Origin of the sequence: Kosakonia sp. AG348 (assembly GCF_003337365.1) — a bacterium.
Classification (GTDB): Bacteria; Pseudomonadota; Gammaproteobacteria; order Enterobacterales; family Enterobacteriaceae; genus Kosakonia.
The window spans coordinates 109,286-133,412 of the sequence record NZ_QPJR01000002.1 but is presented as its reverse complement, the minus strand read 5'-3'; the positions used below and the strand labels follow the sequence as shown (position 1 = coordinate 133,412).

Sequence of the window (24,127 nt, the reverse complement as noted above, 5' to 3'; positions counted from 1 at the left end):
AAAGCCACCGGTTAACGCCGGTGGCTTTTTTAACGCACCGATTTAGCATGACACCCGCAGGAAGCGCGCTGATAATCACAATTTCAGTCCGCACGGCAAGGAGCGAATTTATGCATCATCACTCAGTCACCTCATCACGCATCGCTTCTGTCGGTTATGACGAACGCACCCGCACGCTGGAAATCTGTTTTCACGATAAAAGTGTTTACCAGTATCAGGGCGTGCCGGAACGTATCTTTTCTCTGTTTCTTACCGTGGTGTCCAAAGGCCGTTTTTATGATGGCGTGGTAAAAGGCAAATATCCGGAAAGAAAAGTCGCCTGAACAGGTAGCTACCGCTGCATTAATTTCCTGTCAGGATGGAGAGCAGACAACCCGCATCAGGAATCGCTATGTCAGCACTTAACCACCCCACTCCCTATTACGCAGTGATTTTCACCTCCGTGCGCACCGACGTTGATGATGGCTACGGCGCCATGTCCGATCGCATGATGGAACTGGCGGTGACTCAACCCGGCTTCCTGGGCGTGGATTCCGCCCGTGAAGAGGTTGGTATTACCGTCTCTTACTGGACATCGCTTGACGCTATCAAAAACTGGAAGATGAACGCCGGGCATCTGATTGCGCAGAAAACCGGGCGTGAAAAGTGGTATCGCTCGTTCACGACCCGCATCTGCCTGGTGGAAAAAGAGTATTCTTTTCAGGCGCAGGACCAGTAACAGTGTGCTCGTGCACCACGCATAATGAGCGCAAAACGCACCGCATTGAACAAATAAGCGCACGCTTTTTCGTTACGCTGTATTCGACATTCAACGGAATGTGATGAAAACAAAGCGAGGATTATGATGACATCCCGGACGCTTGAGCCAACGCCCGTAATCAAACGCCAGCAATTGCAGGACATCACCGTCACGATACTCAGTGACGGTTACCTTGAAGGTACTTTTGCGCTGTTGAACGGTATTGAAACCGACCAGGCCGAAGCGTTACTGACCGCCAGTGGCGTTTCGCCCCTGCCGCGCATGAATATTAATGCCTGCGTGGTCGAAACCGCCGGACACACCATTCTTATCGATAGTGGAACCGGTACGCCCGACGGCGCAAGCGGCGTGTTACCGGCTGCCCTTGCCGCAGCGGGCATTGATCCCCGCCGTATCGATACCGTCCTGTTAACCCATGGTCACCGCGATCACATTGGCGGTCTTGCCGGCCCGCAGCAGACTCCTCTGTTCAGTAACGTGCAGCGCCTGTTCGTGCATGAGAAAGAGCTCGCCTTCTGGCGGGATGAAACGCTATATGCCAGCGCACCGGAGGGGCTCAAGCGCTCATATGACATCGCAAGGAATGCATTCAGCGCATACGACGACCGGCTGGTGACCTTTAAGCAAGAGGATATTCTGCCCGGTATTCAGGCGGTGCCGCTTTTTGGTCATACCCCGGGTCACAGCGGTTTTCTGCTTAGCAATGAGAAAGACGCTTTGCTTATCTGGGGAGATATTGTCCATTTCCCGCACATTCAGATAGCCCGGCCTGATGTCTCGATTGCTTATGACCGCGACCCGGCGCTGGCGGCAAAAACGCGCAGCGCCCTGCTGGATCGCGTCGCGACAGATAATATTGCCGTTTGCGGTATGCACTTTAACCTCCCGACCACGGCAAAACTCAGCCGTAGCGGTAAAAGCTACGCGTTGCATTACGCAATGTAAGTTTCTCCGGCAGGAAACCTGCCGGAACCAGCCTTGCAGAGAAGACAAATGATAAGCCCCGCTTTACACGCCGATGCACGAGAAACAGAAATCCTGCTCAATGAATTACTGGAGCTGGCCTGTTCCGAACTCGCCTTCCCCTGCTGTTGCCTGCGCGCCATGCAAAGCTGGCAGGTTAATAAGTTTCAGGTCGACGGTGCGACCTTCTCCTTCCCCCTGCGCGGCACGTTTCGTTACCGCGAGCAGGATCAGTGGGTCTGCGTACCGCCCGGCGAGATGCTGGTGTTCCCCAACGCCCGTAGCATTGATATTGAGTGTACGCCCGATCCCGATAGCGGCGAGTTTCTCGCGCTGACAGTGTTAATGGCCGAGGAGCAACTGGAGGCCGCCCGGCTGTTACTGCGCGTTTTACCCCCGGCAACGCCCGGAAACGTCGGCGCTGAACCGCTGGCACAATTTATCGCCCCGATGACCCGCTGGGTCGCCGCGCTGCGGGCCGGAAACCGGGCACTATCAATACATGCAATGCTTGAGATTGTGATCAGATTGTTTGAGATGGGACATCACGGTTTGTTGCGTCTTCAGCCGCCGGGGATCGCCATGATGATACGCAACATGGTAAGCAGTGATCCGGCGTATCACTGGTCTACCGGTGAGATTGAAGAGCGGCTCAATATTAGCGGCGCCACGCTTCGCCGCCGTCTTGCGGCTGAAAATACTACGCTCAGCGCGGTGATCACCGATGCACGGATTGCCGGTGCGCTTCAGTTACTGATGACAACCCGCATACCGATAAAAACAGTTGCCGCGCGTGTTGGCTACGCGTCGGTCGCCAGTTTCAGCCGTCAGTTCAGTAAACGCTACGGCGCAGAACCTTCCGTTTTTCGCTAAAACAAACAGGCTCAATGGCATATTAAGCGCGAATAGCCTGCGCCCCGTTTCTTTAGCAATGTTCGGGGCACAGGATTTTACAGCGGGTCGTAAGATTCAGTTTTCTGGCGAAAGCCGTGTTTTTTTATAAGCCACAATCAGCAACGCGCACCGATTCAATCAGCTTTGCAAAACTGTTTAAGGAACACATGCCCTGCGCATTCTTCTCACTGCACGCCTTGAGCGCAAGATCCACCCGCCCCGGCGGGTTATCCAGCGAGAAAGCGCGCCTCTCTCTCATCTCCTGCAGGGTCTGATAAACGAACGACACCTGAACCCAGTCCGTGTTGTCGCTTACCCGTTTCCAGCGTTCGAAAACCAACTCTCCGCCCGGCGGGGTATTATCGGGTTGCGACGGCAGCGACCAGTTAAGATCTAACGCACCGCTGAGATTGGCGAGATTGGTATCATGTCCGGCAATAAACAACACAGAAACAGGAAATGTGATGCCGTAGTGATGCTGATCAGCGCCGTTGGTGGTCAATGCCGTGCGTATTAAATCAAGTAAGGGGGTCGCCCGGCTCCGCGCCACTTCAGGTGTTCTTTGTAACAGATCAAACTGGGCATTATGCAGGCTTAATAGCGATTGCCATTCTTTTTCTCCTGCGATCCTTCCCCACGCCACGTCCGCCATCCCCTGGGCTTGCTGCAGGAGGAAGATTTCCGTAAGTGTTGAAGAAAGCCCCCACGCGCCAGGTAAGGAGACGTTATCAGGCTTGATGTTGAGTCTGGTGGGGATATTTTTGGTGAATGAACACGCACGGCTATCCCCGGCGGTTTTGCATTTCTCTGAGGCAGGGAAATTTAAAACGTGCTCCAGAGTCTGAAAAGCTGGCTGATATTTCTGCGTGAATTGCTCAATACTTCCTCCCGCTTTCGTTAAAATCGCCTCATTCACCGCCGATGTGTTAAATGAACATTTACCCGTTTTTATCGGGTTAAAAAGCGGGTCTGTCTTCGATTTGTCTTGCTGATAATGCACAGGAACAGGACATTCAGGCGCCAGCCCCGTCAGGAATGCTTCACCTGTTTTGCGGGTTCGTTGATCGGTATCGGCAATCACTGCCACATGCCTCTCATCCGGGCAGGTTTTATCTGTCAGTAACCCCGTATCTGCCAGCCGCAGACGCTGATAATGCCCCAGTGCCGCTATAAGTTGTCCTCCGCGCGGTGTGAGCCATCCCAGCGGCACATCCCACTGGGGCCACTGAAAGGGTGTCACTTCGCGCATTTGTGGCGTGAACTTGGTTGGCGCGCGCACCCCGTGACGACTAACGATCACGACGCGCTCCAGCGTCATTCCGGGGTCTTCTTTTGCCTGTAATTGAAATGAAAAAAAGAAAAGGAGTAACACTCCTGCGCGAACAATCATTGCTCTTATCACTTTTACCTCCCTTCGATGATTAGATAACGGCTTGTTTCTTCACAAGCTGATTACACATCCTGGCGAAAATGATTTTACTCCTCTATTGATGAATAGGTTTTATACCGCACCTGAAAAAAGATGAGCGATGCCCCTTTCATTTATTGCCTGCGCCTGGTACCAGCCGTAAAACGTGCTGGTATTCGCCGCCGGAATCCGTACCATACGCGACATACTTTTGCCTGCTGGTGCTTGACTGCCAGCACAAGCCCATTTTCATCGCCAGTTAATGTGCATGAAAAGGGCAAAGGGTTTACGAAATTTACGGTGCATGGCGAGAGGAAATGAACCAGGATCAGAAAGGCATGCTCATCAGCAGCAGCCCTATCATGATGTGGTTTGCCCCTGCGGTGCCCCTGACGCTTCCAGAGACAAAATAATGATTGAAAAGCAAGAGATTACAAAGAAAGAACAGTACAACCTTAACAAACTGCAAAAGCGTCTGCGCCGTAACGTGGGCGAGGCCATTGCCGACTTCAACATGATTGAAGAAGGCGATCGCATTATGGTTTGCCTTTCCGGCGGCAAAGACAGTTACACCATGCTGGAAATTTTGCGCAACCTGCAACAGAGCGCGCCGGTCAACTTTTCGCTGGTGGCCGTTAACCTCGACCAGAAACAGCCGGGTTTCCCGGAACATATTCTGCCGCAGTATCTGGATACGCTGGGCGTGGAATACAAAATTGTGGAAGAAAACACGTACGGTATCGTTAAAGAGAAGATCCCGGAAGGCAAAACCACCTGTTCGCTCTGCTCACGCTTACGTCGCGGCATTCTTTACCGCACAGCGACGGAACTGGGTGCGACAAAAATCGCCCTTGGTCACCACCGCGATGACATCCTGCAAACGCTGTTTTTGAACATGTTCTACGGCGGAAAAATGAAAGGAATGCCGCCAAAACTGATGAGCGATGATGGTAAACACATCGTGATTCGCCCGCTGGCGTACTGCCGCGAAAAAGATATTGAGCGCTTCTCGGAAGCCAAAGGGTTCCCCATTATTCCGTGCAACTTGTGTGGCTCCCAGCCGAACCTGCAACGCCAGGTGATTGCCGATATGCTGCGTGACTGGGACAAACGCTATCCTGGACGCATCGAAACCATGTTCAGCGCGATGCAAAACGTGGTGCCTTCGCACCTGAGCGATATTAATTTGTTCGACTTTAAAGGCATCACCCACGGCTCTGAAGTGGTGAACGGCGGCGATCTGGCCTTTGATCGGGAAGAGATCCCGCTGCAACCGGCGGGCTGGCAGCCGGAAGAGGATGATTCGCAACTCGATGAGCTACGCCTCAACGTCATTGAAGTGAAATAACGTTGTGCCTCTCTGGTGCGCCAGAGAGGCTTTTTGCTTTATTTCAGCAACCGCACACGGCAGGTCTTGCCCTTAATTTTCCCGTTCTGCAATTGCTTCCACGCCTGACGCGCCACGCTTTGACGCACAGCGACATAAACGTGTGCCGGGTGGAGGGTGATTTTGCCGATATCCGCGCCATCCAGCCCCATTTCTCCCGTTAACGCCCCGAGCACATCACCGGCGCGCATTTTGGCTTTCTTGCCCCCATCAATGCACAACGTTGCCATTTCGGCTTCCAGCGGAACGACTTTGACGTTAGCCGGTGGATTGAGCCAGTTCAGCTTCAGTTGCAGCATCTCGGCCAGAATATTCGCGCGCTGTGCTTCTTCCGGCGCACAGAAACTGATGGCCAGACCGCTGTTACCCGCACGCGCGGTACGCCCGATGCGGTGTACGTGAACTTCCGGGTCCCACGCCAGCTCGTAGTTCACTACCAGCTCCAGTGATTTGATATCCAGCCCACGCGCGGCAACATCGGTGGCGACCAGCACACGGGCGCTGCCATTGGCGAAACGCACCAGCGTCTGATCGCGATCGCGCTGCTCCAGATCGCCATGCAGCGCCAGGGCATCCTGCCCGGCGGCGTTCAGTGCATCACACACTTCCTGGCAATCTTTTTTGGTGTTGCAGAACACCACACAGGATGCCGGGCGGTGTTCGCTGAGCAGCTTTTGCAGCAAACTGGCTTTGCCACTGCGGGAAACTTCGAAAAATTGCTGTTCTACTGCTGGCAGTGCGTCAACGGTGTCGATTTCAATTGTTTCCGGATTGCGCTGCACACGACCGCTAATGGCGGCAATGGCTTCCGGCCAGGTCGCAGAAAACAGCAGCGTCTGGCGCGAAGCCGGGGCAAAAGCGATAATCTCATTGATGGCGTCGCTAAACCCCATATCCAGCATACGATCCGCTTCATCCATCACCAGCGTTTGCAGGTTATCGAGAGCAACGGTGCTTTTTTGCAGGTGATCCAGCAGGCGGCCCGGCGTGGCAACAATAATATGCGGCGCGTGCTGTAACGAGTCGCGCTGCGCCCCGAAAGGCTGCCCACCGCACAAGGTCAATATTTTGATGTTCGGCATATAACGCGCCAGGCGACGCAGCTCGTTTGCCACCTGATCCGCCAGCTCACGCGTGGGGCATAAAATGAGGGACTGCGTTTGAAAACGGCTGGCATCAATGTGCTGCAACACCCCTAAGCCAAACGCCGCTGTTTTACCGCTGCCGGTTTTCGCCTGTACCCGGACATCCTTACCCGCAAGAATAGCGGGCAGCGCCGCCGCCTGGACGGGTGTCATGGTGAGATAGCCCAGTTCGTTGAGGTTTTCGATCTGGGCTGCGGGCAAAGTATTCAGGGTTGAAAAAGCGGTCACAATGTTTTCTCGCGATAAAAAGGCTTACGTTTAGCAGGCGCGTATCCTCTCAGATCTGCCTTTATAACGCGACATTTTAATCGGCTCTTCATCCGGCGGCGGATCCGGCATTGGTTGCGGGCGTGGGATCGGGTCGGGGATTGGAACCGGATCGGTTGGCACCGGATCGCTCAACTGTGGGGAAGAAAAATAGAGTGCGTTCATCATTGCCTCCTTTTTGTGGGCTTCTCGTTAAGGGTAGACGGCGAGAACACGGAGGCAAAAAAAAGCCGACTATTAAGTCGGCGTCGTACGAATCAATTGTGCTATGCAGTAATTCAAAAAAGGAAGTAAGACAATATGGAGCGCAACGCCCATCGCTTGACGTTGCATTCACCTGCGAGATGAATATTGCCCTGAACAGGTGTTTCGTTTATTGACCTCGCTCAATTAATGCGGCGTTTTTATGTTCAATTTTTGTTAAAAAAGTGAAATTTTACAGCCAGTTACTACGATGCAACCACCAGGTAACACCACCGATCAGCACCACCAACATCATGCAAAAAAGCGCAAAGCCAAAATGCCAGCCACCGCCGGGGATACCGCCAAGGTTGACGCCAAACAACCCGGTTAAAAATGTGCTCGGCAGAAAAACCATTGCCATCAAAGACATCGTATAAGTGCGTCGCGCCAGTGATTCCTGCATGACTTGGGTAATTTCATCGGTCATCACGCCGGTACGGGCGATACAGGCATCAATCTCATCGAGCCCGCGACCAAGGCGATCGGCAATATCCTGCATCCGTCGGCGCTGATCGTCACTCATCCACGGCAAACGTTCGCTGGCCAGCCGGGCAAACACATCGCGCTGCGGCGCCATATAGCGGCGCATCACAATCAATTGCTTACGCAGCAACGCCAGGATGCCGCGCGGCGGAATTTGCTGATCGAGCAGGTTATCTTCAAGGTCGATAATCCTATCGTGTAGCGATTCGATAAACTCGCTGGCGTGATCGGTCAGCGCATCGCACACATCCACCAGCCAGCCGCCACAATCCGTCGGGCCGGTTCCCTCCTCCAGATCGCTGACCACATCGTCCAGCGCCAGCACTTTGCGCTGACGTGTTGACACAATCATGCGCTCATCCATATAAACGCGCACCGCTACCAGTTGATCCGGCCGCTCGTCCGTGCTGCCATTTATGCAGCGCAAGGTAATTAACGTCCCCTCGCCCATGCGGCTTACCCGGGGGCGCATGCTCTCCCCGGAAAGCGCCGTGCGTACGCTGTTCGGCAACACCGGTGTGGTTTCCAGCCACTGGGCGCTCTCCGGGTTGGTATAATTCAGATGCACCCAGCACGGTGTGCTTGCGGTAATAACATCATTATCTTCCAGCGGTTTCACGCCGCCTTTTCCGTCCAACAGCCAGGCAAATACCGCATCCGGAACGTTCACATCAGTTCCTTTAATTGCTTCCACAGGACCTCCACAATCCGCATGGTGTTTTGGCAAGTCTAGCCATATGGCAACGTTAAGCAATCATCACGCTGAATTTATTAACAAATTAACAAACAATGCAAAAAAGAAGGCCCGGTTTCCCGGGCCTTTACGGCTATCACCGCAATCAGAACGAGTGCCAGTAATTTTCCTGCTTACCCAGCAGCGGAGCACTGACGCGTGGAGGGGAGACTTTTGCTGGCAGTACCGCATCCTGTGCTTTTACCGCCGCCAGGCGGAATTTACCAATACGTTGCAGTAAGCCCTCCACCTGGTGTTGTAAAACATCCGACGAGCCCGCCAGTTCATCCACCATGGTGACGTTGCTTTGCGTCACTTTTTCCAGCTCCGCCAGCGCCAGTGTGATCTGCGAGATCCCCTTTTCCTGCTGCAGCGTCGTGACGGCGATTTCATCCATTAATTTACTCACCACGCTCGCACCAGAGACAATCTCGTGCATGTTCTGCTCGGCTTCACCAACGACGGTCGCGCCCTGGTTAACGTTATCGGTGGTAACAGCAATCAGCGATTTAATGTTTTTCGCCGCTTCCGCGCTGCGATGCGCGAGACTGCGCACTTCGCCCGCCACGACGGAAAAACCTTTGCCATGATCCCCGGCGCGTGCCGCTTCTACTGCCGCGTTCAGCGCCAGAATATTTGTCTGAAAAGCAATACCATCAATGATGGAGATAATTTCGGTCATCTGACCGGCACAATCGGTTATCGATTGCATATTTTTCGCCACCTGCCCCATTAGCTTGCCCCCTTTTTGCGCGCAGGTTGTGGCATCTTTTGCCCGGGTACTTGCGAGGCGGGTATTGTCAGCGTTGTTCTTCGTGCTGGAAGCCATCTGCTCCATACTGGACGCCGTTTGCACCAGCGCGGCAGATTGCTCTTCCGTTTTAACAGACAGATCGGCGCTGCGTGAGGCCAGTTGCGCCGAAAGCTCCAGCGCGGTATCGGAAGAGGCGCGAATTTCTTTCACCAGGCTCGCGATACTGGCAGAAAGGCTGTTAATGCCCGGAATTAACCGACCCGCGCAATTATTACCAAACTCAGGAATAACGATAGAAAGGTTTCCCGATGTGACTTCTTCTATGCTTTTTTTTACCGTGTTTATCGGCGTCACCAAATATTGCGTCATATAAAACCAGAGAAGCGTCAATGATGTGAGGGAAACAACACTTGTCATGGCAAATAGAACGATATTTTTTGAGACAACGATCACTAATACATCAAGAATAAAAAAAGAGACCAGAAGATATAAAATAATAAATGTTCTTACGCTAATATTTCGCAACATAGGGAAACCCACCTGAACACCGGGGACGGTAAGATCCTTATAGCATCCGCAATGTACTTTTACACGGCGAAATTGATGCCAAATAATGTTCACCTTTAAATAATTTCAATTTCACTTAAGTCGATTTAAATGAGAAGTTTAACTTCCACTCAGCAGATACTGATATAACAATATATTGAGCAAGCAGAATTGCTCGTTAACATATATCATATAAGAAATGATGCACCCCATACTAATGAGAAATAATATTCGCGACTTAAGATAATTTTATCATATGTTAAATCATTCACTTTATTTAAGTTATTGTCATAACAGCCGATGAATAAATAAAGAGCTATTATTAGTTTATTCGCCCCTGCAATAATAAAATTAGCGTAGCCATTAAATTCATTAGGTTAGCTGCTAAAATTAGTGCCAGGATTACATATCATCTTTTTTTGCCTGTGTGGATTGCATGATGCTCTACGTTTCGTGGGACCCCATTCTGATTGGCATCTCTTTTCTGGTCGCTTTCATTGCTTCATTTGTCGCACTGGATAGCGCAGGCAAAGTTGCGACGTCTGAACCTCGCAGCGCAATATTCTGGCGTTTTTCGGGTGGCGCCACCCTGGGGATCGGTATCTGGTCGATGCATTATGTCGGCATGCTGGCAATGAAAATGCCGGTGATGATGCATTACGATTTAGAACTTACCCTCCTCTCATTTATTATCGCGATGTTGACATCCATACTTGCTATCAATATTGCCGTAGCGGGTAAAACACTGCCGACAAAACGTCTACTGTTCGCTTCCTTACTGCTCGGTACCGGCGTTGTATCCATGCATTATCTGGGTATGGCGTCGATGATGGGTTTCCTTACTATTTACTGGAACGTTGCGCTGATTGCGCTTTCGGTAGCCATTGCATTTTTCAGTGCCTGGGTTGCCCTTTGGCTGGCCTTTAGCCTGCGGCAAAATACCCATGGCGTCTTTATTAATCGCGTCTTTGCAGCCCTGATAATGGGTGCTTCTATCAGTGCGATGCATTATACCGCCATGAGTGCCGCCACATTCAGCAACGATGGCACAGGCATTGTGATCCGCGGCCATGCAACAACGCTGATGAGCCATGACGTCGGCGAATTGGGGCTGTCATTGTGGGTTGCCACGACGACACTGGTGATTTTCGGCATCATGCTGTTCATTTCGATGATTGATTCCCAACTGCGTACATCACGTTTGACGGACAGCCTGCGCCAGCTTAATCAACAACTTGAAAAACAAGCCTATTATGACCCACTAACGGGGCTGGCAAACCGCTCCCAGCTCGACAATCTTCTTGATGCTTGCCTTAGCAAGGCATCGGAGACACGCAGCACTTTCGCACTGATTTATATGGACTTAGATCGCTTTAAACTGGTCAATGATGCCTGGGGACATCACATAGGTGACCAACTGCTGGTGGCGGTTGCCGGGCGATTATCCGCCTGTATCAGCGAAAAAATGTCGCTGGCACGTCTGGGCGGGGATGAATTTACCCTGCTGGTGCCGGACACCCACGAAGACGAAGTTGAGGCGCTGGTAAAACACCTTGTAGCCACCATTCAACAGCCCTTCTGCGAGCTGAATCATGTCATTAATGTTTCACTTAGCGCCGGGATCAGTTACTACCCGCAGCATGGCGATACCGCCCACGAGCTGAAACTGAAAGCCGACACGGCAATGTACAGCGTAAAACAGGAAGGCCGAAACAGCTGGGCTGTTTTTCATGCCGGCATGGCGCAGAAAACCGTCGACGATCCGCTGTTTTTGCAGGATTTATCGCAGGCGTTGTCACGCGATCAGTTTGAACTCTGGTATCAACCGCAGTACCACGCGCCGGAGCATGCGTTGGCAGGTTTCGAAGCGTTACTGCGCTGGCGTCACCCGACACGAGGGGTTTTGCTGCCCGCAACCTTTTTACCGATGCTGGAAAAAACGGGGCTAATCATCTCTGTCGGGCGTTGGGTAATTGATGCAGCATGCAGGCAGTTACATCACTGGAACAACCTGGGTTTTCGTCATCTGACGCTTGCTATCAACCTCTCACCCAGCCAGTTTGAGCAGCATGATATTTACGACCAAATCACCGATTCACTGCAACGCTACCATATCGATCCCATGCAGTTGACGCTTGAAATCACGGAGAACACTGCGCTGAAAAACATCGAGCGCAGTGTGCAGTTGCTTAACCAGTTCGCGCAAATGGGTATCACGGTCGCCATTGATGATTTTGGCACGGGCTACTCCAATATGCTGATGCTGAAACGGTTACCGGCAACAGAGCTTAAAATCGACAGAAGTTTTGTGAAGGACATTCGCGATAACAGCCGCAACGTTAAAATTGTCTCCACGATCATTGATATTGCACATTCCATGAACATGCATGTCGTCGCGGAAGGTATCGAAACGGCCGAGCAGCAGGCGTTGCTGACCAATATGGGCTGCGCTTATCTGCAAGGGTTTCTTTTTGCCCGTCCTTTACCGGTCGAGAAAGTGGCGGTGCTGCTCCAGCAAAAAAGATTCACTTTATCGCTGGAATGTTCAGATTCGTCACAAAAAAAGCCCGCATAAACCCCTAATTTTCAGGTATGTTGCAAGAAAGTCATTAAATTGCCGCTGATGTGTCACTTGTGACCGCGTTGCAACATACATGATTAAGGGGAGTCGCCATGCTTAAACATCACCTGGATGCGTTGAATGTGCTCTCCACCCCGGTTTGGGTGGTTGCTCCTGACACAGAAGCGTTACTGTTCGCGAATGCGCAAGCGCTGAAAATCGCGGCAGGACGCTCACTCACTGAGATGCGAAACGGAAAATACTCTGCTTATGCGCAACTCAGCCTGGCCATGTACCTGCCCAGCTTACAAAATCATGAAGATGTGGTCGAAATCTGGAGTGTTTGTCCGGATGGTGAAGAGACCACCATCAGTTGCCGTGTCGTGTTGCGTACGCTGGAAAACGCCGGTGAAGTGCTGCTGTTTGAAGGCGTGTCAGGTGCCGCGGCGGCGGCGCTAAAAGCGCACCACTCGCCAACGTATCGCCCACACAAGCAAGGTTTTTACGCCCGCTTTTTTTACACAACATCCGCGCCAATGCTGCTTATCGATCCCATTCGTGATGGGTTGATTGTCGATGCCAACCTCGCTGCGCTACGTTTTTATGGTTATGACCACGAAGAGATGTGCCAGAAACACACCTGGGAGATCAATACGCTTGGGCGCAGCGTATTACCGGTGATGCAGGAAGTGTCGAATCTGCCTGGCGGGCATAAGCCATTAAATTTTATTCATCAACTCGCGGATGGTTCCACACGCCATGTACAAACGTACGCCGGGCCGGTTGAGATTTATGGCAAGCGTTTAATGTTGTGCATTATTCACGATATCACCGAACAAAAACGCCTTGAGCAGGAACTGGAATACGCCGCGCATCGCGATGCGCTCACCGGCCTGCTGAACCGCCGCCAGTTTTATCATCTGACGGAACACATTCTGCCGACGGGGCTTGATTTCAGTTTGCTGCTGGTCGACGCCGATCATTTCAAAGGTATCAATGATCAGTTTGGTCATCAAAAAGGTGACCAGGTACTGGTTGAACTGGCGCGAATGCTTGAGACGAACTGCCGCTCAGGCGATTATGTTTTCCGCTGGGGCGGCGAAGAGTTCCTGTTACTACTGCCGCATACCACCACGGATATGGCACTAAACGTAGCGGAACGGATACGCCAGGCCGTGGCCAGTATCAACATCGCGGATCTGCCTGGCTTTACTGTGAGTATTGGTGTGGCGCACCATCTGCCTGATGAAGACCTGGATGCCCTCTTTAAACGCGTGGATGAGGCGTTATACCTGGCGAAGAATAACGGGCGAAACCGGGTACTGGCCGCATGATAACAAGCAAAAAAAAGCGCCCGTCTGACGGGCGCATTGCAGTGATGTTGCTGAGTTAGTGGATACCCAGACGCCAGGCAAAATCAATCTCTTCTTTCAGCTCGCTGTGCGACAGCGTCAGCAAATCCGCAAACTCCAGGCGCAATTGTTTGAGTTTTTTTAAGTATTCCGCCGGTGTCAGCGTGGTTTTGTCGCGACGCAGATATTCAATTGCCAGTTGGGTTGGGTCTAATTCAGTCTCCATAGCATCCTCTTTCGTGGTGAAAACCTGACCACTATAGCACACTGCATTGTCTGTTTTTTGACCAAAATCGTAAAAAGGCGGCATTTCGCGGAGGAAGATAATTTTAAAAGCCCCTTTTAAAAATGGGTTGCGTACTTAGATGGTAAAATGAACTTTCTTAATAACGAATCGTTGAGTCAATGATGCAGATGTATTGCGTACGACATTACTTCCAGTTTTTTAGCCCGCTCAACGACACGGGCTTATTTGTTGAAAAGACAGGGGAAAGCGTAAAAATGCGTCTCCTTATTTCCTCCATTGTCCCTTCACATTCCCTAAGTAAAATTCGCACCACTCCTGCTCAGACAGGAACCATTCCGTAATCAATGAGTTTCCCCTTACTTCCCGTGACGTAAGGGGATTTTTTTATCAGTGCTTCAGAATATAAAGCGTACGGCTATAAGCCACATCTTCGGGGTTATTGATCGGATAACCTTTCAGCCATGGTTTAATCAAACGCCCGTTGGTGTACTGATAAATCGGCGCAATCGGCGCTTTTTCCGCCAGAATATGTTCCGCCTCGTTATAATCAGCGTTTCGCGCCTGGGCGTTGGTTTCCAGCGCCGCTTGCGCCAGCACTTTGTCGTACGCCGCATCGTTGAAACGTGGAATGTTGCCGCTGTTCGTCGAGTTCAGCACCGACAGGAAAGTGGAAGGTTCATTGTAATCCCCGACCCACGACGCGCGGATAACATCAAAGTTGCCGCTGTTACGGCTGTCGATATAGGTTTTCCACTCCTGATTCTGCAATTTGACGTCCGCGCCAAGGCTCTTTTTCCACATTGACGCCACCGCAATCGCGATTTTCTGATGGTTTTCTGAAGAGTTATACAGCAGCGTCAGTTTCAGCGGACGTTGCGGGCCGTAGCCTGCCGCCTGCAATAACGTTTTTGCCTGCGCGTTCAACTCGTCCTGGCTCATCTGTTCAATTTGCGAGGGCTGCGGCGTAAATCCGGCGGTAACATCCGGCGTGAAGCGCCAGGCTGGTTTTTCACCGGTGCCCAGCACTTTCTGCGCGATCACCCGCCGATCAATGGTCATGCTCAATGCAAGCCGCACACGCGCATCGGCAGTCGGCCCTTTCTGGGTGTTAAACGCATAGTAATAGGTGCCAAGCTGCGGCGGTGTATAGACCTGTCCGGGGATATCTTTAAGTAACTTTTGATAGAGGGTTTTCGGGAAAGATTCCGTAATGTCGATATCGTTCGCCAGATAGCGTTTGGTGGCCGCAGACTCCTGATTGATCGGTACAAACGTGACCTGCTGGATAACCGTTTTCGCATCGTCCCAGTAATGATTGTTACGTTCGAGCACCAGCTTTTCGTTCACTACGCGATCGGCAAGTACATAAGCGCCATTGCCCACCAGTTTGCCAGGGCGCGTCCAATCAGCACCGCTTTGCACATTGGCTTTTTGCACCGGGTAAAAGGCAAAACTGGCGGCTAAACTCGGGAACCATGGCAATGGCCGCTCCAGTTGCACCCGCAACGTGCGCGCATCAACGGCGCTAACGCCGAGTTTATCCACCGCCTCTTTACCCTCCGTAATGCTTTTCGCATTCGCAATGCCCGCCAGCGCAGCAAAACTGGCAAAGGGTGAAGTGGTTTTCGGATCAACGAGTCGCTGCCAGCTATAGACAAAATCCTCTGCCGTCACCGGCGAACCATCGGACCAGCGCGCATCGTCCCGCAACGTAAATACCCAGGTGCGGTTATCGCTGCTTTGCCATTTACTGGCAACGCCCGGAACGATTTCGCCCTTCTCGTTCTGATTCACCAGCCCTTCAAAGAGATCGCGGATGACCTGAATTTCCGGCAAGCCAACGGCTTTCGCCGGATCTAACGTTGCAGGTTCATCTTTAACATGGCGAACGACTTCCTGTTTCTCGGCGAGTTGGGTACCCGGCGGCACATCCGCCGCCAGTGCACTTACAGAAAAACCGCACAGCCAGAACGCGCAGCTCAGCGCTGAAATTCGATGCTTCATGGGATCCCCTCATTGGTATAACTTCCCGGCAAAAGATGAGGTAATTATTTGTTTTAACTTGGGAGAATGCAAACAGCGGACAGCGGAAAATTGAGGCTGGACGCCAAATTAACCCTCATGGCATGATTTGCGTCGCATCGCTTTATGCTCAACACTTGCTGTAAATAAACGACAATAAAAGGAAGCCTATGCCAGCCACACGCCCGCGTGCTCAACGAGGCGCATTTGCCCCCGGCAGTGAAGAGTTTGGTCGCTCGCTGTTAGGCGCGCCGCTGATCTGGTTTCCCGCCCCCATTGCCACGCGTGAAAGCGGGCTCATTATCGCCGGAACGCACGGTGACGAGAATTCGTCCGTGGTGACCCTCTCCTGCGCGTTGCGCACGCTTAAGACAGATTTACGTCATCATCACGTGGTGCTGGCGGTCAACCCGGATGGTTGCCAGCTTGGTCTGCGCGCAAACGCGAACGGGGTTGATCTTAACCGTAATTTCCCGGCGGCCAACTGGAAACCCGGTGAAACGGTGTATCGCTGGAACAGTGCGGCTGAAGATCGTGATGTCGTCTTGCTGACAGGCGATGCGCCCGGTTCAGAACCGGAAACGCAGGCGCTGTGCCAGCTTATCCATCGCATTCACCCGGCGTGGGTCGTGACATTCCACGATCCGCTGGCCTGCGTTGAAGATCCGCGCCAGAGCGCGCTTGGGAAATGGCTCGCGGATGAATTTTCCCTGCCGCTGGTCACCAGCGTCGGTTACGAAACGCCGGGATCGTTTGGCAGCTGGTGTGCAGATATCAATTTGCACTGTATCACCGTCGAATTCCCGCCGATCTCCTCTGATGAAGCCAGCGAGAAATACCTTGCGGCAATGACGGCGCTACTGCACTGGGATCCTCAAAGATGAAGTTTTCCGGTGCTGAAATGCAGCGCCGGTTCAACATCCACCGCCAGCCAGGTCGGGCCATCAAGATCGGCAAAACGCACCTGGCTGGCAAGTGGTAGCGCCGCCGCGATGGCGCGCGACGTACAGATCATACAACCAAGCATCAGCGTGAATCCTTGTTGAGACGCCTCATGCGCCAGCGCCAGCGCTTCGGTTAATCCGCCGGTTTTATCCAGCTTGATATTCACCATTTCATAGCGCCCATGCAGGTGAGCGAGGCTTTCTCGGGTGTGGCAGCTTTCATCCGCGCAAATCGGCAACGGATGGATGAAATTCGCCAGTGCATCGTCCTCATCGGCTGGCAGCGGCTGTTCCAGCATGGCAACGCCGAGATCCGCCAGCAACTGGCATCGCGCGGCAAGCCCTTCACTGTGCCAGGCCTCATTGGCATCCACAATTAATGTCGCTTCGGGCGCGGCAGCGCGAATTGCCACCAGCCTTTCGCTGATCAAATGGTCATCCAGCTTAATTTTCAGCAGCTGAGCGCCCTTTTCGCTGAGCGCGGCGGCGCTGGCCGCCATCTGTTCCGGTGTGCCAATCACCACTGTTTGAGCGGTGATAATAGTTTCCGGCAAACTGACACCAGCGGACTGGGCCAGCGAGATAGCCGCTTTGCGCGCCTGTAAATCCCACAAGGCGCAGTCAACCGCGTTTCGCGCAGCACCCGGCGGCAGGAGGGTTTGCAGCTCTTCACGCGTCAGGCGGTTTTCCAGTTGCGGCACAATCGTCATGATTTGCGCCATGACAAATGCCTCGCTTTCACCATAACGCGGGTAAGGCGTACATTCCCCGGCGGCTTTTATGCCATCCTCTTCCAGCTCGACCACCACCACGCGCGCTTCGTTGCGCGCACCGCGCGAAATCACAAACGGCGTATGCAGCGGCCAGGTTTCCTCATACACTTTGACGCTTCTCATTCCTCACTCCTCTGCCGCAGGTCTAAACCAGTATAGATATGAAAATTGGTTTGCCGTGCTCTCCGTGGATGGCATAAACTAGCGCCGACGTTAACTATATGTAAACAGGAAGATATTATGTCACAACTCGTTCATTTTCAGGGCAATCCGGTTCCGGTTGCAGGCGCTATCCCGCAGGCTGGCGCAAAAGCCAAGCCGTTCACGCTCGTGGCTAAAGACCTGTCCGACGTCGCACTGAGCCAGTTCGCGGGTAAACGTAAAGTGCTGAACATTTTCCCAAGCATCGATACCGGCGTTTGCGCGGCTTCTGTGCGTAAATTTAACCAGTTAGCAACTGAGATGAACAACACCGTGGTGCTGTGCATTTCTGCTGACCTGCCATTTGCCCAGTCCCGTTTTTGCGGTGCTGAAGGTCTGAGCAATGTTATTACCCTTTCGACGCTGCGCAGTGCTGACTTCCTCGAAAATTACGGTGTTGGCATCTCTGATGGCGCACTGAAAGGCCTTGCGGCGCGTGCTGTGGTGGTGATTGACGAAAACGACACTGTTGTTTTCAGCCAGCTGGTGAATGAGATCACCAACGAGCCGGATTACACCGCCGCGCTGGACGTGCTGAAAGGTTAATTAACCTGACACCAACAAAAAAGCCTCCGCAATGGAGGCTTTTTCTTTTCTACTCGTCGCCCTTCTTCTGGCTCAAGCCATATTCCCGCAGTTTATTGGCAATCGCGGTGTGCGAAACGCCGAGCCGCTTCGCCAGTTTACGCGTGCTGGGATAGTTGCGATAAAGCTGGATCAGCACCGAGCGCTCAAAACGGCTGGTGATCTCATCCAGCGATCCCTCCATGGCATCTTCGCCCACCGGCACTGTGGCGGCGTCATAATCCGGCAGTTGAATATCCTGAGCGCGCAGCTCGTAGCCTTCCAGCTGCGTTAGCGCCCGGTAAATGGCGTTTTTCAACTGGCGCACGTTACCCGGCCAGCCATAGCGGTTGAGCAATTGATGCACATCTTGCGACAGTTTTGGTCGTGGAACGCCCTGCTCATCGGCGAAACGGGCCACAAAAAGCTCCGTCAGCGGCATGATATCCTGCGGACGATCGCGCAGCGGCGGTAAGTTCAGCGTCAGTACATTCAGGCGATAGTAAAGATCTTCACGGAACAGCCCTTTTTGCACCAGCTCCACCAGATTGCGCTGCGTTGCGCAGATCACGCGCACATCCACATGCACTTCATGATCTTCGCCGACACGCCGGAACGTACCATCGTTAAGAAAACGCAGCAGTTTCACCTGCATACGCGGCGACATTTCGCCAATCTCATCAAGCAGCACCGAGCCGCCGTTCGCCTGCTCGAAAAAGCCCTTTTTCCCTTCCGGCGCATGACCAAACAGCTCGCTTTCGACGGACTCTTCCGGAATGGACGCGCAATTCAGCGCCAGATAAGGTTTCGCCGCGCGCGGGCTGGCAAGATGGCAGGCATGCGCCAGCAAATCTTTACCGGTGCCGGTATCGCCGGTGATCAGCAGCGGTGCGGTGAGCATCGCCAGTTTCCGCGCCTGTTCCACCACCTGACGCATTTTCTGGCTCACGGCGACAATCTGACTGAACGCGCTGAGATCCTGTTGGCTCAGGTTTTGTAACTGGCGACCCATACGAATAGTCGAACGCAGCATCACCACCGCACCGGTCAGCACCGGTTCGCCGGTCTCGCCTTCCAGGTGTACCGGCGTTATCTCCATCAGGAAATTTTGCCCGGCGATAACGACGTGCTCGTTATGCGAATTTTGCGGGTTACCATCGAGCCAGCGCTGGAAATTAAACCCTGCAATTAGCTGTACCGCGTTGTGGTTACGAAGTTTATCGGCATCCAGGGCAAAAAGCTGGCAGCTGGCCGGGTTCGCCAGTTCCACTTTGCTTTTCATATCCAGCGACAATACCGGCTCCGGCAGCGCTTCGAGCAGCGCGCTCATCGCGCGGTGTTCGCGTTCAGATGGCATCCACAACACGGTACGCACATCCGTCACGCCGGGGATACGGCGAATTTCAGCCATCAGGCTGCTGAAGGTGTTAAATTCGAGCGCGGCGAAATTCAGGTAGATCCGCCCGACAGGGTCAATTTCTATCCCGCGTAAGTCGATACCGCGCAGCACCAGTAAATCCAGTAATTCGCGAGTCAGACCAAGCCGGTCTTCACAAAAAACTTCAAGACGCATGGGAATTCGCCCTTATTCATTCACGTAATGAAAGGATGATAAGCCAGTTCGCGGTTGGCAGGAAGATATCTGTCAACAAATATTGACAGTTTGCGGAGAAAAGCGGCACTGCGGCGTAAAGGTAAGCGCGCAGCGCCGGTTTTTTAGTCAGCGGAGCGTTTCTGAAGCGTCTCTTTCAACTGGCTAATCAATTGCCTGCGGAAATCGCCAAGGCGCGGCTTATCGTCGTCAAGCCACGGCAGCGGACGACACAGCTCCATCGCTTTAATACCGAGGCGCGCCGTCAACAGCCCGGCGCCAATCCCCTGCGCCGCACGCGCCGAAAGCCGGGCCGCCAAATCCTGCGAGACCCAGTCCATGCCAATTTCACGCACCAGTTCGCTGGCACCCGCAAAAGCGATATTCAGCAGCACTAAGCGGAACAAACGCAGACGGCTGTAGTAACCGAGTTCAATACCGTACAGCGTGGCGATACGGTTGATCAGCCGCAGATTGCGCCAGGCGATAAAAGCCATATCGACCATCGCCAGCGGACTGACGGCGATCATCAGCGCGGATTCCGCCGCCGAGCGGCTGATTTCACGCCGGGCCTGAGTATCCAGCACGGGCTGAACCAGATGCGCATACAGGCTGACAATTTCTCGATCGTTATGCGTTTCGTGGATCGCCGCATACCAGCGCTGTAGCGCCGGGTGTGCCTGATCGATACCTGCCTGCCGCGCCAGTTTTTCGCAAAAAGCCCGCCCTTTCCCGGTGGCGTGGCTGTGCAATAAATCACGCGCTTCATCGCGTTCCTGCGCACGCTGGCGTAAACGCCAAAGCCGTCGCCATTCGCTGGCAACCGAACCGACACCTGCGCCAACAATCAACACGCCGGCGGCGCAGCCGCCCAGTGCCACCCAGTCCTGAGTTTGCCAGGCGTTCATTGCCCACTGCACACCTTGTCCGACCACGCTTACGCCAAACAACGTCAACCCGGCGGTGACCATTTTGCGCCACAGGCTCCGTTTTGGCCGCAGCGAAGCCTCGACCACCGCCTCGGCTTGCCCCTCTTCCGGCAGTTCATCAACCACGGCGGGAGCAAAGTTTTCCGCTTGCTTATCATTAAAGGTCTGCGCCCGCTTAAACTGCGCGCTGCTTTCCGCTTCCAGCGGGCCTGCGAAATCGATTCTCGGTTTTAGCGGCTCGGTCATCGCAATTTATCTCCAATCAAAAACTCCAGCGCCGCATCCAGGCGGATATGCGGCAGCGGCGTATCAACATCCATCACTGGCGGGCGGAACGCCTCAAAATTAAAACCTTGCTTGTCCCAGAATGCCTGCCCCGGTAACCGCGCGGGCACTTCACCGGGATAAACGGTTAGCGGCACGCCATCGCTCAGACGATGCCCGCGCAGCGCCGGGATCTTCTCGCCATTCACATCAATGATGCCGCTTTGCGTCGCCTGCACAGAAGCCAGCCCCAGACAATCCATACTGATGCCTTCAAACGCCGCGTTTTGCCAGGCGTCCTGGATCAGTTGCTGTAACAGCGACACCATATTGGCGTGCTGATCGACGGTAATATGATCGGCTTTGGTGGCGGCAAATAAGAGTTTGTCGATAACCGGCGCAAACAGGCGGCGAAACAGCGTTCGCTGACCGTAGTGGAAACTTTGCATCAGTTGTGTGAGCGCAAGCCGCATATCGTTAAACGCCTGCGGGCCGTTGTTCAGCGGTTGCAGGCAATCGACCAGTACAATCTGGCGATCAAACTTGAGGAAATGGTGTTTATAGAAACCTTTGACGACATGCTCGCAATAATAGTTGTAACGTTCACGCAGCATCCCGGCGTTGGTGTGTTTACCGGCCTGCGCCAGTTTCGCTTCCCCGGTGCCGTCAACGTCCGGCCACGGGAAGAATTGCAGCGCGGGCGCGCCCGCCATATCACCGGGCAGAACAAAGCGGCCAGGTTGAATAAAGTGCAGCCCCTCTCGTTTGCATTGATGCAAATAGTCCGTCCACGCCGCAGCAATTTCGGCCAGCCGGTTTTCATCCGCTGGAGCCAGCGGATCAAGCCCCGCGCACAGGGCGCGCCATTGCGCCGACCACGCCTGACGCTGCCCTTGCAACAAGCCAGTCATTTGCCGCGACCAGCTCAGGTAATCCTGTGCCAGCATCGGTAAATCCAGCAGCCATTCGCCAGGATAGTCGACAATTTCCAGATAAAGCGTGGAGGTCTCTTTGAAATGGCGCAGCAGCGAATCATTGGAGCGAAAACGCAGCGCAAGGCGGATTTCGCTGACGCCGCGCGTCGGCGTCGGCCAGACCGGCGGCGATCCATACAACTGCGCCAGCCCCTCATCATAGGTAAAACGGGGAATACCAAAATCACGCTGCGGCACGCGTTTCACGCCAAGCAGCCGCTCTTCGCGCACGGCGCTTAGCAACGGCAGACGTGAACCTGCATGAATGTTCAGTAATTGATTAACCAGTGCGGTAATAAATGCGGTTTTGCCACTGCGGCTCAGGCCGGTCACCGCCAGACGCAAATGCCTGTCCATTCCGCGGTTAACCAGCGCATTCAATTCGTTACGAAATCGATCCATCGCCATTGCGTTTTGCCTTAGAGCGTTAGCCGTAATCCCTTATTTTATCTCGTTTTGGGACAGGAAGCGGCGAGAAAATTTATTCGCAGCTCGCTTCAACAACGGCTCCAGCGCGAACGCCAGCAGCAACTTAACCGGGCGTCGGGCGACGGATTTCACCGCCCAGCCCGCAACACCTGCCGGGCCGAAGCGCAGCGCGGTCAGCAACGCCAGCTTTCCGACAATCTGCAAACCGGGTTTTACGTTACGGTGAACCTGTTGCCAGCGTTGATTCATATTTTTCTCCTACAACTGACGGAAACGGCTGCGCAGCGAGAACGTGTCTGAGGTGACATAACGTTCCATCTGGCGCAAACGGGTTTCTCCGGCGGCGAGCTGTGCGTCTACCGCGTCCAGCAATTCGCTGCTGCCCGGTACGTTTTCGCTCTCGGCATAATTGTCCGGCAGCGGATCCAGCACAAAAAACAGCACGATGTACGCCGCCACAACAAAGAAAAACAGCCCGAAAAACATCGCCAGAATGGCAAGAATACGCACGACTTTGACGCGAATATCCAGATACTGCGCGATGCCTGCACAGACACCACCGATTTTTCCGCGCTGCGGGATGCGCCATAACTTTTTATTTAGATCGAGGGTTGCCATTAGCGGTCTCTCCAGTTCGGGTGCTCAGCATCAAGAATATCTTCCAGCGCCTGAATACGTTCGCGCATCCTCGAGGCCTCTTCGGAAAGCTGGAGTAAGCGCTGCTGCTCGCTCTGGTTAAGTTCGCCGCGTGAAGTGCGATTGTTGTAATGCAGCCATAACCAGACCGGCAACACAAACAGGATGAAAAGTGTCAGGGGTATAGCCAGAAACAGCGTGCTCATGTGTACTCCTTACAGCGGATGAGGAGCGGCATCTTCTGATGCCGCCGTTATTATTATTCGTTGTCTTGTTTCATTTTGGCTTTCAACTGCGCCAGTTGCTCGCTGATTTCGTCATCGGCACGCAGTTCTGCAAATTGCTGATCCAGCGATTTCTGCTTTCCAAAACCGTGGCTTTCCGCTTCGGCTTCCATCTGGTCGATACGACGTTCGAACGATTCAAAGCGCGCCATCGCTTCATCCAGCTTGCCGCTGTCGAGCTGACGGCGGACATCGCGCGATGAGCTGGCCGCCTGGTGACGTAACGTTAATGCCTGCTGGCGGGCACGGGTTTCGCTGAGTTTATTTTCCAGCTCGCCGATCTCTTTTTTCATCCGCGTCAGACTTTCATCCACCAGCGTCACTTCCTGCTCAAGCGTTTCAATCAGCGCGGTAAGTTTTTGCTTTTCAATCAGCGCCGCACGCGCCAGATCGTCTTTATCTTTCCGCAGCGCCAGTTCGGCTTTTTCCTGCCACTCGGCCTGCTGCGCGCTCGCTTGTTCAATGCGACGCGTCAGCTGTTTTTTCTCCGCCAGCGCACGCGCTGAAGTTGAACGAACCTCCACCAGCGTATCTTCCATCTCCTGGATCATCAGGCGCACCAGCTTTTGCGGATCTTCGGCTTTTTCCAGCAGTGAATTGATGTTGGCGTTCACGATGTCGGCAAAACGAGAAAAAATACCCATAATCTGTTCCTCTTGATTTCTGTAATCGGGCTCAGCCCTGCTGCGGGACTATTACAAACGCCGTGCCAACTTTTTATCTCATTGAATATAAAGCAGATGAATAGTTTTACCGCAACGATAACTTAGGCTA

The 24,127-nt window shown here is 53.4% G+C and carries 24 protein-coding genes and 1 pseudogene; 10 read left to right on the top strand and 15 right to left on the bottom strand.

Going from position 1 to position 24,127, the window contains the following annotated elements; genetic code table 11:
* The first annotated feature begins 110 nt into the window (after positions 1-110).
* The 4 genes from DFO56_RS04485 to DFO56_RS04470 all read left to right on the top strand — a co-directional run bounded on the left by DFO56_RS04485 (position 111) and on the right by DFO56_RS04470 (position 2,596).
* On the top strand, positions 111-323 hold the full coding sequence (locus DFO56_RS04485) for a KTSC domain-containing protein (RefSeq protein WP_016495918.1): 213 nt from the start codon (positions 111-113) through the stop codon (positions 321-323).
* Between the two features lie 68 nt (positions 324-391).
* Entirely contained in the window at positions 392-718 is a 327-nt protein-coding gene (locus DFO56_RS04480) for an antibiotic biosynthesis monooxygenase (RefSeq protein ID WP_045508119.1), read from the top strand.
* 123 nt (positions 719-841) lie between these two features.
* On the top strand, positions 842-1,705 hold the full coding sequence (locus DFO56_RS04475; protein WP_233500373.1) for an MBL fold metallo-hydrolase: 864 nt from the start codon (positions 842-844) through the stop codon (positions 1,703-1,705).
* Positions 1,706-1,753: 48 nt separating this feature from the next.
* Positions 1,754-2,596 (top strand): helix-turn-helix transcriptional regulator, encoded by an 843-nt coding sequence (locus DFO56_RS04470; RefSeq protein ID WP_045508113.1) that lies wholly within the window; start codon positions 1,754-1,756, stop codon positions 2,594-2,596.
* A gap of 124 nt (positions 2,597-2,720) precedes the next feature.
* On the opposite strand, the gene DFO56_RS04465 is transcribed toward DFO56_RS04470, so the two are convergent.
* Positions 2,721-4,007 carry an AppA family phytase/histidine-type acid phosphatase gene (locus tag DFO56_RS04465; protein WP_114413833.1) on the bottom strand — a complete coding sequence of 429 codons (1,287 nt, stop codon included), beginning with the start codon at positions 4,005-4,007 and terminating at the stop codon, positions 2,721-2,723.
* Between the two features lie 174 nt (positions 4,008-4,181).
* On the opposite strand from DFO56_RS04465, the pseudogene DFO56_RS24885 reads away from it, so the two are divergent.
* Positions 4,182-4,438 (top strand): annotated as a pseudogene (locus tag DFO56_RS24885) (hypothetical protein); the annotation flags it as partial.
* Positions 4,438-5,373 (top strand): tRNA 2-thiocytidine(32) synthetase TtcA, encoded by a 936-nt coding sequence (ttcA, locus tag DFO56_RS04455; protein WP_016495912.1) that lies wholly within the window; start codon positions 4,438-4,440, stop codon positions 5,371-5,373. The pseudogene DFO56_RS24885 and the gene ttcA, both read left to right, overlap by 1 nt.
* A 38-nt stretch (positions 5,374-5,411) precedes the next feature.
* Here the strand turns inward: ttcA and dbpA are convergent, their stop codons facing one another.
* The 4 genes from dbpA to DFO56_RS04440 all read right to left on the bottom strand — a co-directional run bounded on the left by dbpA (position 5,412) and on the right by DFO56_RS04440 (position 9,565).
* A complete protein-coding gene (dbpA, locus tag DFO56_RS04450; RefSeq protein WP_045508107.1) occupies positions 5,412-6,785 on the bottom strand; it encodes an ATP-dependent RNA helicase DbpA in 1,374 nt (457 codons plus the stop codon).
* A 30-nt stretch (positions 6,786-6,815) separates the two neighbouring features.
* Positions 6,816-6,989: a hypothetical protein gene (locus DFO56_RS24710; RefSeq protein ID WP_016495910.1), complete on the bottom strand. Its 174-nt coding sequence runs from the start codon at positions 6,987-6,989 to the stop codon at positions 6,816-6,818.
* A gap of 271 nt (positions 6,990-7,260) precedes the next feature.
* Positions 7,261-8,244 carry a zinc transporter ZntB gene (zntB, locus tag DFO56_RS04445; protein WP_016495909.1) on the bottom strand — a complete coding sequence of 328 codons (984 nt, stop codon included), beginning with the start codon at positions 8,242-8,244 and terminating at the stop codon, positions 7,261-7,263.
* A 145-nt stretch (positions 8,245-8,389) separates the two neighbouring features.
* Positions 8,390-9,565 carry a methyl-accepting chemotaxis protein gene (locus tag DFO56_RS04440; RefSeq protein ID WP_045508104.1) on the bottom strand — a complete coding sequence of 392 codons (1,176 nt, stop codon included), beginning with the start codon at positions 9,563-9,565 and terminating at the stop codon, positions 8,390-8,392.
* Positions 9,566-10,022: 457 nt separating this feature from the next.
* Between DFO56_RS04440 and DFO56_RS04435 the strand changes: the two genes are divergently transcribed.
* Positions 10,023-12,158, top strand: coding sequence for a bifunctional diguanylate cyclase/phosphodiesterase (locus DFO56_RS04435; RefSeq protein WP_045508615.1), 2,136 nt, complete (start codon positions 10,023-10,025; stop codon positions 12,156-12,158).
* A gap of 98 nt (positions 12,159-12,256) precedes the next feature.
* Positions 12,257-13,477 (top strand): sensor domain-containing diguanylate cyclase, encoded by a 1,221-nt coding sequence (locus tag DFO56_RS04430; RefSeq protein WP_045508101.1) that lies wholly within the window; start codon positions 12,257-12,259, stop codon positions 13,475-13,477.
* Positions 13,478-13,532: 55 nt separating this feature from the next.
* Here DFO56_RS04430 and DFO56_RS04425 read toward each other — a convergent pair whose 3' ends face one another.
* Together DFO56_RS04425 and DFO56_RS04420 are read right to left on the bottom strand one after the other, a co-directional pair.
* Positions 13,533-13,721 carry a YdiH family protein gene (locus DFO56_RS04425; RefSeq protein WP_044489640.1) on the bottom strand — a complete coding sequence of 63 codons (189 nt, stop codon included), beginning with the start codon at positions 13,719-13,721 and terminating at the stop codon, positions 13,533-13,535.
* Between the two features lie 408 nt (positions 13,722-14,129).
* Complete coding sequence (locus DFO56_RS04420) at positions 14,130-15,746, bottom strand: ABC transporter substrate-binding protein (RefSeq protein ID WP_045508099.1); 1,617 nt, start codon at positions 15,744-15,746, stop codon at positions 14,130-14,132.
* A gap of 188 nt (positions 15,747-15,934) precedes the next feature.
* Between DFO56_RS04420 and mpaA the strand changes: the two genes are divergently transcribed.
* Positions 15,935-16,648: a murein tripeptide amidase MpaA gene (mpaA, locus tag DFO56_RS04415; protein ID WP_045508098.1), complete on the top strand. Its 714-nt coding sequence runs from the start codon at positions 15,935-15,937 to the stop codon at positions 16,646-16,648.
* On the opposite strand, the gene ycjG is transcribed toward mpaA, so the two are convergent.
* Positions 16,639-17,604: an L-Ala-D/L-Glu epimerase gene (gene ycjG / locus DFO56_RS04410; protein ID WP_045508096.1), complete on the bottom strand. Its 966-nt coding sequence runs from the start codon at positions 17,602-17,604 to the stop codon at positions 16,639-16,641. The two genes, mpaA and ycjG, sit on opposite strands and share 10 nt — an antisense overlap.
* 117 nt (positions 17,605-17,721) lie before the next feature.
* Between ycjG and tpx the strand changes: the two genes are divergently transcribed.
* A complete protein-coding gene (gene tpx / locus DFO56_RS04405) occupies positions 17,722-18,228 on the top strand; it encodes a thiol peroxidase (protein WP_017457215.1) in 507 nt (168 codons plus the stop codon).
* Positions 18,229-18,277: 49 nt separating this feature from the next.
* Here the strand turns inward: tpx and tyrR are convergent, their stop codons facing one another.
* From tyrR to pspA, 7 genes are all read right to left on the bottom strand, one after another.
* The gene (gene tyrR / locus DFO56_RS04400; RefSeq protein WP_016495900.1) at positions 18,278-19,819 is read right to left on the bottom strand and encodes a transcriptional regulator TyrR; all 1,542 of its coding nucleotides are present in this window, start codon (positions 19,817-19,819) and stop codon (positions 18,278-18,280) included.
* A 143-nt stretch (positions 19,820-19,962) separates the two neighbouring features.
* Entirely contained in the window at positions 19,963-21,012 is a 1,050-nt protein-coding gene (locus DFO56_RS04395) for a YcjF family protein (protein ID WP_045508093.1), read from the bottom strand.
* Positions 21,009-22,406 (bottom strand): YcjX family protein, encoded by a 1,398-nt coding sequence (locus tag DFO56_RS04390; protein WP_045508612.1) that lies wholly within the window; start codon positions 22,404-22,406, stop codon positions 21,009-21,011. Before DFO56_RS04390 ends, DFO56_RS04395 begins: the two co-directional genes overlap by 4 nt.
* A 39-nt stretch (positions 22,407-22,445) precedes the next feature.
* Positions 22,446-22,682, bottom strand: coding sequence for a phage shock protein PspD (pspD, locus tag DFO56_RS04385; protein ID WP_016495897.1), 237 nt, complete (start codon positions 22,680-22,682; stop codon positions 22,446-22,448).
* 9 nt (positions 22,683-22,691) lie between these two features.
* Entirely contained in the window at positions 22,692-23,051 is a 360-nt protein-coding gene (pspC, locus tag DFO56_RS04380) for an envelope stress response membrane protein PspC (protein ID WP_045508091.1), read from the bottom strand.
* Positions 23,051-23,275 (bottom strand): envelope stress response membrane protein PspB, encoded by a 225-nt coding sequence (gene pspB / locus DFO56_RS04375; protein WP_045508088.1) that lies wholly within the window; start codon positions 23,273-23,275, stop codon positions 23,051-23,053. The genes pspC and pspB overlap by 1 nt, the downstream gene beginning before the upstream one ends.
* 53 nt (positions 23,276-23,328) lie before the next feature.
* Positions 23,329-23,997, bottom strand: coding sequence for a phage shock protein PspA (pspA, locus tag DFO56_RS04370; RefSeq protein WP_016495894.1), 669 nt, complete (start codon positions 23,995-23,997; stop codon positions 23,329-23,331).
* Positions 23,998-24,127 lie beyond the last annotated feature (130 nt).